The sequence below is a fragment of the Bacillus sp. JJ1521 genome (assembly GCF_036965165.1).
Lineage (GTDB): Bacteria > Bacillota > Bacilli > Bacillales > Bacillaceae_L > Ferdinandcohnia.
The window spans coordinates 1-8,460 of record NZ_JBALOX010000032.1 but is presented as its reverse complement, the minus strand read 5'-3'; the positions used below and the strand labels follow the sequence as shown (position 1 = coordinate 8,460).

Genomic DNA, 8,460 nt, shown 5'->3' with positions numbered 1-8,460 from the left:
TGTGGCAACGTCTTTATGACCCACGTCCTGTGGGCCTAAATTCTGGGCCCGAATACGCCAAGGCGTATTCGATTGTATTGTTCAAAAAATGTTCACAAATATTTTTTCAAAAAAAGAAGGAGATTGTAGATTTTTGTTGAAATATGATACCTGCAAGAGGAAAATAAAAACTAAAGGAGTGAATTATTTGAGCGAAATCGAACAGCTCGGTGATCAATTGATCGAGGACGCTTGGTCAATGAGTGCATCTGATATTCATTTTGTTCCGAAAATCAATGATGCCATGATTCAATACCGGCTTGACAGTGATTTATTCAACAAGCAAACCATCCCAAAAGATGTTTGCGAACGCCTGATTTCCCATTATAAATTCCTAGCTGGAATGGATATTGGAGAAAGGAGAAGACCGCAAAACGGTGCGATTACCCTAAATCTCAAAGGCGTAACAATTAACCTTCGATTGTCTACACTGCCCACACCCTACAACGAAAGTCTAGTCATACGTATCCTACCTGAAACACCAACTTATTCTCTTGCAAATCTATCGCTATTTCCGACTATGACAACTAAATTGCTTTCACTTTTGAAGCATTCACACGGGTTAATCATTTTTACTGGCCCAACCGGCTCAGGTAAATCTACCACCCTCTATTCATTGCTGCACGCAACGAAGAAGCTTTTTAACCGAAATATCATTACATTAGAAGATCCAATAGAAAAAAGAAGCGAGGAAGTCCTACAGGTTCAAGTCAACGAAAAAGCAGGCATCACGTATGCACATGGCTTAAAGGCAATTTTACGACATGATCCTGACATTATTATGGTAGGCGAAATAAGGGATACAGAAACCGCAAAAATTGCAGTACGTGCTGCGTTGACGGGTCATTTGGTCTTAAGCACTATGCATACTAGAGATTCAAAGGGTGCGATTTATCGGCTGCTAGAATTTGATGTATCCTTGCAGGAAATTGAACAAACCTTAATCGCGATCGCAGCACAACGGCTTGTTGACCTCAAATGTCCTTATTGTGAGGGAAAATGTACACCACTTTGTAAGAGGCATCGAAAGGTAAGGAGAGTTGGTGTTTACGAACTTTTAAATGGACATGCCTTAACGGAAGTGATGAAGGAAGCGAGGGGTGACAAAGCGGAATATCGCTATGAAAAATTAAAGGATGTCATCAAAAAAGGGATTGCTCTAGGATACTTATATCCGGATGCGTTAGAAAGATGGGTCGTCAAAGATGATAAGGAAAAGAAATAAAAATTGGACCTTAAAAGAACAATCCTTATATTTAAGTAGAATCGGGAACCTGCTTGATCAAGGTTATTCCTTTGAACAAGCATCACAATTCTTACTTTTTCAACTTCCGGAAAAACATAGCCAAGATATTGCAACGATTATTGAAAGCTGCAAGCAGGGTGAATCTTTATACACAGCCTTTAGCAAAGTCGGTTTTCACAAGGATATTTTAGGATATATCTATTTCGCTGAGCAACATGGTGATGTCTCATTTGCACTACGTGAAGGAAGTGCAATGCTTCAAAAAAAGCTATACCATCTTGAAAAAGGAAAGAAACTCTTTCGCTATCCGCTAGCCCTTTTATTATTTGTTGGTTTTATGTTCACTATGATTGAAAAAATTCTTTTACCGCAATTTGAAAGCTTATTTACCTCCATGAATTATGAACAAACATTGATTTCTAAGTTTTTATTAAGGCTCCCAGAATTAAATCGATACATGCTCCTTATTTTCGGTTTACTAGTAATCATTGGCCTCGCGTACTATTTTCTTCATTTTCAAAAACGAACCCCTATTGAAAAAATGAAGCTACTCTTGAAAATTCCCATTTTGAAAAAAGTTATGATTATGTTTAATTCCCATTTCTTTTCCGTACAGCTAAGTAACCTGTTAAAAGGCGGATTATCAATCTTTCAAGCCTTAACAATGTTTGAACAGCAACTTCACTCGCCTTTTTTTCGTGAGGAAGCGAAGGAAATGAAAATGCTATTACGAGCGGGGAACCGATTCGATGAAATTCTAAGAGTACGAGAATATTACGAGGTAGACTTAGCGATGATCATTTTACATGGTCAATCAAATGGAAATTTAGCAAGCGAGCTCCAGCACTATAGCCAATATGTCATGGAAAAAGTCGAGGAAAAAATGATACGAATTTTAGCAATCGTACAACCTATTCTTTTTGCGATTATTGGAATTATCATCATGCTTATGTACGGCGCAATTATGGTTCCAATGTTTCAGCTATTAAACGGTATTTAGAAAGGAAGAATTAGATGAAACTAAAAGATCAAAAGGGATTTACCCTTGTGGAAATGCTAGTTGTCCTATTAGTTGTTTCAATACTGCTGTTAATAACAGTACCGAATGTAACAAAACATAATTCAGTGATTAAGAATAAGGGCTGTGATGCAATGGTTAAGATGGTTGAGGCGCAGGTACAGGCATATGAGTTGGAGCATAAAAAGGTTCCGACGGTTCAAAATTTAACCGATGAGCAATATCTAAAAGGTGGAATTCCTGCTTGCCCGAATGGAGATACCATTTCAATTGACTCAAACGGAAAAGTTGACCATGCCCCTAAGGAAGGTTGATGAAAAAGGCTTCACCTTAATCGAAGCATTAGTCGTCTTATCAATCGTCATCATTATTACCTCGATTAGTCTTCTACAGCTTAGACCATTACATGAATCGAAAAAAATGGATCAATTTTTGGAGCAGCTTCAAAACGATATATTTTTCAGTCAGCAGTATGCAATCAGTCATAGTGAACCGACAAGACTATTTTTTAGTACGAGTGGTTCTTATTATCGCCTAAGTAGGGGGAACTCACATGAAGTGATTTTTAATCGAGAGATAGACCCGGCCATCCGTATTCACATTACTACCCTAGGAACAAATTTAGCTTTTACAGGTAGTGGGAATATCCAGCGTGCAGGTGAAATTCGATTTCAATATAAGGAGAGCATCTATACCGTTATGTTTTTATTAGGAAAGGGAAGGTTTTATGTTTCTAAGAGATAAGCGGGGATTTACAATGGTGGAGATGCTCCTTTCAGTTTCCATATGGTTTATGCTTTGTGTGACACTTCTACCCCAGCTCATGCTTATTATTACAGAACGAAGAAATACGGAAATTTTTAATATGGGAAATCAACTGCTTTCTGAGAAGCTGCAAGAAGAGTACAACGGTGAATCAATCTTAAATCATGTGGTAAAAGACGGGGTTACCTACACATTCTCAAAAAACTTGAATGAGGAACTTCAAAAATGGGAGGTATGTGTAACATGGGAGGACAAGCTTTCAAAAACGTATGAAAGATGTGGATATGTAAATGGTGAGTAATGAAAAGGGGTTTACATTTGTTGAGATGCTCGTGACCTTTTCAATCTTGCTTGTCATTCTTTCGTTTATTGCACCTTTCCTTGGTGTCGTGTATCGGGATAATGGTGAACAATTTAACAAGCTAGAATGGCAGATTTTAATTCAACAAATGAAAATGGAAATTCGAGAAGCGAGTGAAATTTCCGTTTCAAAAAATTCGTCCGTGTCCTTCTCTATTGCAGCGGGTGATGTCGTAAGTTTTGAAAAATACCAAGACAAAGTTAGAAGAAGGGTGAATTCAAAAGGACATGAATTGTTACTTCAACATATTACGGATGTTACATTTGAACCAAGAACGAATGGTTTTTTGATTTCAGTTGTGACGGTTGACGGGAAAGTGTATCAAGCCCAGATTTCTTCTCTAACAACAGTGGAGGTTAAGTGAATATGAAAAATGAAAAAGGGTTCATCCTTCCAGTTACAATAGCGGTTTCCTTTTTGTTTTTTCTCGTTTTCACTTCCCAGGTCAATGAGTATCTAACGGAAAAAGGCTTTTCAAAGGAAACAGAAGAAATATTAATTTTAGAGAATTTGATGCAGCTTGGAGTTGGTGACATTAAAGCTAAATTGCAGGATGATGTAGAAAGTTCAGAATTAATAGGAGCATTCAATTATCCAACAGGTAACATCAATTACTCCGTGTCACCATTAACGTCAACAACATCTCGGATTATCATACTATGTAAGACACCTGAACAACGGAAAATCAGTGCTCGCTTCGTGTACAATTATGAAACGAAAGAGATAAACTCTTGGCTTGATTTACGTTAAGAAAAATCAATACGAAGTTGGACGACGACATACTTTTGTGGTTACATTTGCAAAAAGGTGGAAATAATATCACCATAAGGTAGGTGTTATTATGTCTACAAATGATTATGTGAAATATGTAACCCAACAGTTTGTAAAATTTATAGACCAGCCAAAAGAGGTTCGCAAGGCTACGAAGCAGCAGCGTAAGGAAGAACAGGCACCCCTAACAAATCGTTGGTTTGGAATTATGCCACTTGCCGTATCACTGATGTTTAAGAAGAACAAAAAAAGAGGGAGCTGACAATATCATTGTTGGCTCTCTTTTGTATGGTTCTTCTTTTGAATACAGTTAACCCTAAATTCCCTGTATATCGTTTCTATTCACAACCGTTAACTAGTATGATAGAGTAATAGTACTTATAAAGTAGGAGTGACAGGTTAGATGACTACGAAAAAAGAAAAAATTGTTGATCAGTTGAATCGACCTCTCCGTGATTTGCGCATTTCTGTCACAGATCAATGCAATTTCCGTTGCTCTTATTGTATGCCAAAAGAAATCTTTGGGGATGATTATTCATTCTTAAAGCAAGGAGAACTATTATCCTTTTCTGAAATAGAAGCGTTGACAAGAAGCTTTGTCAAACTAGGTGTGCAAAAGATTCGGTTAACAGGTGGAGAACCTTTAGTAAGAAAAAATATACATGAGCTCGTTGAGCGTTTAACTCATATAGAAGGTATTGAAGACATTGCCCTCACAACAAACGGGGTATTTTTACCGAAATATGCAAAACAATTGAAAGAAGCAGGTCTTCAGCGTGTTAATATTAGCCTTGATGCAATAGAAAATGATATTTTTAAAGGAATGAACGGTCGTTCCGTAGGCGTAAAACCGGTGTTAGCGGGTATTGAGGCCGCACATGAAGCGGGACTTATTGTGAAAATGAACATGGTCGTTCAAAAAGGTAAAAATGATTCGCAAATTTTACCGGTGGCTCGATACTTTAAAGAAAAAGGTATTACACTTCGCTTCATTGAGTTTATGGATGTCGGTACAACAAACGGATGGAATTTTGACCAGGTTGTTTCAAAAAAAGCGATCCATGACCTAATCAACAGTGAAATGCCATTGGAACCGGTTGATGCCGATTATTTCGGTGAAGTAGCAAAAAGGTATCGGTATGTTGGTACAGATGTGGAAATCGGCTTCATTTCGTCTGTTACGGAATCCTTTTGTTCAAGCTGTACAAGGGCAAGAATTTCTGCTGATGGTAAGCTGTACACCTGTCTTTTTGCAACCGCAGGCCATGATTTACGATCGTTAATTCGTTCGGATGCAACAGAAAGCGATATTGATGAGGCGCTACAATCAATTTGGCAGGCAAGGCGTGATCGTTACTCTGATGAACGAACAGAGGAAACGGCAAAAAAACGCAAGAAAATTGAAATGTCCTATATCGGTGGATAAATTGAAAAGAGGTGCTTCGTAGCACCTCTTTTTGTGGTGATCAAGTAGTTGATTCGACTCTTCCTGAACGTACCAACCAGCGGTGGACAGGGATTTCAATTAATGTGATGACTAGGGCTGTTAATATCGCACCCCAGAAGGTTACAAATGCACCATTTAAAAATTGAGATACAAAATATACGACGAGTGCTGCTACAATAAAATCTGCAATATCCATCATAACCGTCGTTTTTCTATTAAGCATTATTGCTTCCGTGATCTGACCAATAATGGCTAACATGACACCGATTACAATTGGTTGATACCATGAAACATAATCAACATTCCCAAAAATACCAGAACAAATTGCTACAACCAAAGGCAATAAAATAATCTTCATAATAAAACCAGTCATAGCATTACACCTCCTTTACTTACTATTTTTTACATAAAAACGTGATAATATGTAAATTTACTAGCGCTCTGTTTCCACAACTGTAATATGTTTTACTCTTTCAGTTTCTGGTTCAAAAGTGATATTCACAAAAACACCGAATTCACGTTTATCCTGCTTCAGCCATAGCTTGAAACGTTCAACATACATTCCATTCTTCTTAAATCTTCCTACATGTAAATAATCCACAATTTGGGCGGTTGGGTACCTTTTAGCGGTTTCTTCCATTGCAAGCTTTCCCCATTTTGCATATTCAGGAGGGTTTTTATTTTCAGCTGTTGTAATTGAAGAATCATTCAAGAAAAAAACAGTTGGGAATAAGAACAAACTAAAGCAGCATCCAATCAATATTTTTCGTAACATGACAAACACCTCACTTTTTATTAGAATTCCCATTCATCCGGAAAATTTATGCAGAGAAAATGGTAATGTATGGTATTGTGGAAAAAAGGGGGAGTGCTGATGAGAACAGCGATAAAATACTTTATTTGCGTTCTTGTTTTACTTACTTTGTTTGGGTGTAGTACCGTAAATGCTACGGGACAGCAAAAAGATGGTGTTCTTACTCCAGTCAAGCAAAACGAGAGAAACACACAAATTATTAGTTCACTCGGTTTTGAGCCACTTTTAATGTATGACCTAGATGTAAAAAACAAAGATATAAAGACGATTCATTTTTGGGTTGAGCATTACAAGAACGGTGAAAAAAAAGAAGATATTATAAATGGATCAACCGCAACAAGCGAAAAAATGACAATAGCCGCATCAAAACAGGATTTTATATTAGATGACTCTACCTATGCACAATGGACGTTTTCAGTTGCTGATGGGACAACGTAATCAACATTTCAGTCATCACCGATGGAGCAAGTTAATGAAAATTTAGGAATGGGCCAAACATGGGTGGATGATGAAACAATAGTAGAAGCGGAAAATCCAATTACCCTAGCGTTACTTGCGAGGGATAACAGAAATGGTGTGCGAATTGGTCTTGATGATGAAGTGATTGAGGATACGATAAAAGAAAGCCATGAAGTGTTTGTTGTTAAGGCGATGATAAGTAAAAATGGAGAATGATAGAGCGATCCGATCGGGTCGTTTTTTGTTTTCTGAATGATTTGGCCTTCCAGCGCACATATTATCATTATGTGAAATGTTGTATGTAGGAGGAAAATCATGCGAAAACGACTATTATTTATGGCGCTTATACTATTATGTGCATCCTTACTTGTTGGCTGTAAGGGTGATGACAAAGCAAAAGATAAAGTTAAAGATAAAAAAGATGAGGCTAAAGCAAAAATTCAGCAGGTCGAAGATAAGATAATAAATCTTGGCTCGTTAGGATTTACAACAGATGAACTCGTAAAAAATTGGAACGAAGCCCAGGCTGAAATGAACGACTCCAATAAAATTGATCAAATAAACGTTACAAATGGAGAATTTAAACACGATGTCAACGATGGAATGATACTTGAAGGAATCGTAAATGAGACAACGAATGAGGTAATAAGATTATCAATAGTGAAAAAAGACCTGGAATCTGATAACCTGAATACAACCTTGGATAAATATGAAGACACAATCGCTGCATTCTTTTTATTGGTTGCAGTTACAAACACCGAAGAAGCGGTCAAAGAAGGAGACATCGGAAAAACCACAAACAAATTGGGTCTCCTCCGGGACAAGGACAAAAAAATCAACGGCACGGCCACATTAAATAATGTTACATATAAAGCTGAGGAAAATGAGCGGGGATTGGTGTTGTCGGCAGTGGAGAAGACGGATTGAAATGGTAAAAGCGACCCTAACGGGTCGCTTTACTTCTTTATGGATTTAGTTTTTCATTTTCATTTTGCCAGTTACGGAATCGAACAAAATTTTGAAATTCACGAAAATCCTCTTTGCTTAGTCCATCATCAATCGCTTTTTGTAGGAGTGTTGACCATTCTTTATCAAACAACTCGTCTCGTTTGTTTGGGTTACCATCAACTTCTCCTAGCAAATATTCAATACTTGTATCAAGGGTTTCAGCAATTTTCGTTAGGAACTGCAGAGAAGGATTCTTTTGAACATCACGCTCTATGTAACTTAAATAAGATTTTGAAACACCAGCACGTTTAGCAAGCTCAGTAATCGAATACCGTTTCTTTCTCCTTAATGACTTTATTCGTTCTCCTATCATCTTCCTTCTCCCCAATATTAATAAAATACGATACGTTCATTATAAGGAACGTTAACATCTATATAAAGCGACAAATTTATATGTAAATAGGAGATTAAGAGAGTATTTGGAAGTAAAATGTTCTTTATTAAGAAAATACGACTGATTTTGAGATTTTATAAAGTTAGTACTAATGGGCTATAATTTCGGTGATTATTCTTTTTAAAGAACGAATTATAC

Annotated in this window: 15 protein-coding genes; 12 read left to right on the top strand and 3 right to left on the bottom strand. The window is 37.1% G+C overall.

What is annotated here, in order from left to right; translation table 11 throughout:
* Positions 1-187 precede the first annotated feature (187 nt).
* The 9 genes from comGA to moaA all read left to right on the top strand — a co-directional run bounded on the left by comGA (position 188) and on the right by moaA (position 5,626).
* On the top strand, positions 188-1,264 hold the full coding sequence (comGA, locus tag V7147_RS06025; RefSeq protein ID WP_335366953.1) for a competence type IV pilus ATPase ComGA: 1,077 nt from the start codon (positions 188-190) through the stop codon (positions 1,262-1,264).
* Entirely contained in the window at positions 1,245-2,285 is a 1,041-nt protein-coding gene (comGB, locus tag V7147_RS06020) for a competence type IV pilus assembly protein ComGB (protein ID WP_335366952.1), read from the top strand. The genes comGA and comGB overlap by 20 nt, the downstream gene beginning before the upstream one ends.
* 14 nt (positions 2,286-2,299) lie before the next feature.
* Positions 2,300-2,617, top strand: coding sequence for a competence type IV pilus major pilin ComGC (gene comGC, locus V7147_RS06015; RefSeq protein WP_335366951.1), 318 nt, complete (start codon positions 2,300-2,302; stop codon positions 2,615-2,617).
* Positions 2,598-3,047, top strand: a complete 450-nt coding sequence (gene comGD / locus V7147_RS06010) for a competence type IV pilus minor pilin ComGD (protein ID WP_335366950.1) — start codon at positions 2,598-2,600, stop codon at positions 3,045-3,047. Before comGC ends, comGD begins: the two co-directional genes overlap by 20 nt.
* A complete protein-coding gene (locus tag V7147_RS06005; RefSeq protein WP_335366949.1) occupies positions 3,031-3,369 on the top strand; it encodes a prepilin-type N-terminal cleavage/methylation domain-containing protein in 339 nt (112 codons plus the stop codon). Before comGD ends, V7147_RS06005 begins: the two co-directional genes overlap by 17 nt.
* Positions 3,359-3,793: a competence type IV pilus minor pilin ComGF gene (gene comGF, locus V7147_RS06000; RefSeq protein ID WP_335366948.1), complete on the top strand. Its 435-nt coding sequence runs from the start codon at positions 3,359-3,361 to the stop codon at positions 3,791-3,793. The genes V7147_RS06005 and comGF overlap by 11 nt, the downstream gene beginning before the upstream one ends.
* A gap of 2 nt (positions 3,794-3,795) precedes the next feature.
* Positions 3,796-4,179 carry a competence type IV pilus minor pilin ComGG gene (gene comGG / locus V7147_RS05995; protein ID WP_335366947.1) on the top strand — a complete coding sequence of 128 codons (384 nt, stop codon included), beginning with the start codon at positions 3,796-3,798 and terminating at the stop codon, positions 4,177-4,179.
* Positions 4,180-4,270: 91 nt separating this feature from the next.
* Positions 4,271-4,462: a YqzE family protein gene (locus tag V7147_RS05990; RefSeq protein WP_335366946.1), complete on the top strand. Its 192-nt coding sequence runs from the start codon at positions 4,271-4,273 to the stop codon at positions 4,460-4,462.
* A gap of 141 nt (positions 4,463-4,603) precedes the next feature.
* Positions 4,604-5,626: a GTP 3',8-cyclase MoaA gene (moaA, locus tag V7147_RS05985; RefSeq protein ID WP_335366945.1), complete on the top strand. Its 1,023-nt coding sequence runs from the start codon at positions 4,604-4,606 to the stop codon at positions 5,624-5,626.
* A gap of 40 nt (positions 5,627-5,666) precedes the next feature.
* On the opposite strand, the gene V7147_RS05980 is transcribed toward moaA, so the two are convergent.
* The gene (locus V7147_RS05980; protein ID WP_335366944.1) at positions 5,667-6,020 is read right to left on the bottom strand and encodes a DUF2512 family protein; all 354 of its coding nucleotides are present in this window, start codon (positions 6,018-6,020) and stop codon (positions 5,667-5,669) included.
* Positions 6,021-6,080: 60 nt separating this feature from the next.
* Complete coding sequence (locus tag V7147_RS05975) at positions 6,081-6,422, bottom strand: DUF3889 domain-containing protein (protein WP_335366943.1); 342 nt, start codon at positions 6,420-6,422, stop codon at positions 6,081-6,083.
* Positions 6,423-6,521: 99 nt separating this feature from the next.
* Here V7147_RS05975 and V7147_RS05970 point away from each other — a divergent pair, with 99 nt between their 5' ends.
* The 3 genes from V7147_RS05970 (at position 6,522) to V7147_RS05960 (ending at position 7,847) form a co-directional block, all read left to right on the top strand.
* The gene (locus V7147_RS05970; protein ID WP_335366942.1) at positions 6,522-6,899 is read left to right on the top strand and encodes a hypothetical protein; all 378 of its coding nucleotides are present in this window, start codon (positions 6,522-6,524) and stop codon (positions 6,897-6,899) included.
* Positions 6,900-6,920: 21 nt separating this feature from the next.
* Positions 6,921-7,136, top strand: a complete 216-nt coding sequence (locus V7147_RS05965) for a hypothetical protein (protein WP_335366941.1) — start codon at positions 6,921-6,923, stop codon at positions 7,134-7,136.
* Between the two features lie 99 nt (positions 7,137-7,235).
* Positions 7,236-7,847, top strand: coding sequence for a hypothetical protein (locus tag V7147_RS05960; protein ID WP_335366940.1), 612 nt, complete (start codon positions 7,236-7,238; stop codon positions 7,845-7,847).
* Positions 7,848-7,884: 37 nt separating this feature from the next.
* Here V7147_RS05960 and V7147_RS05955 read toward each other — a convergent pair whose 3' ends face one another.
* Positions 7,885-8,241 carry a helix-turn-helix domain-containing protein gene (locus tag V7147_RS05955; protein WP_335366939.1) on the bottom strand — a complete coding sequence of 119 codons (357 nt, stop codon included), beginning with the start codon at positions 8,239-8,241 and terminating at the stop codon, positions 7,885-7,887.
* Positions 8,242-8,460: the final 219 nt, after the last annotated feature.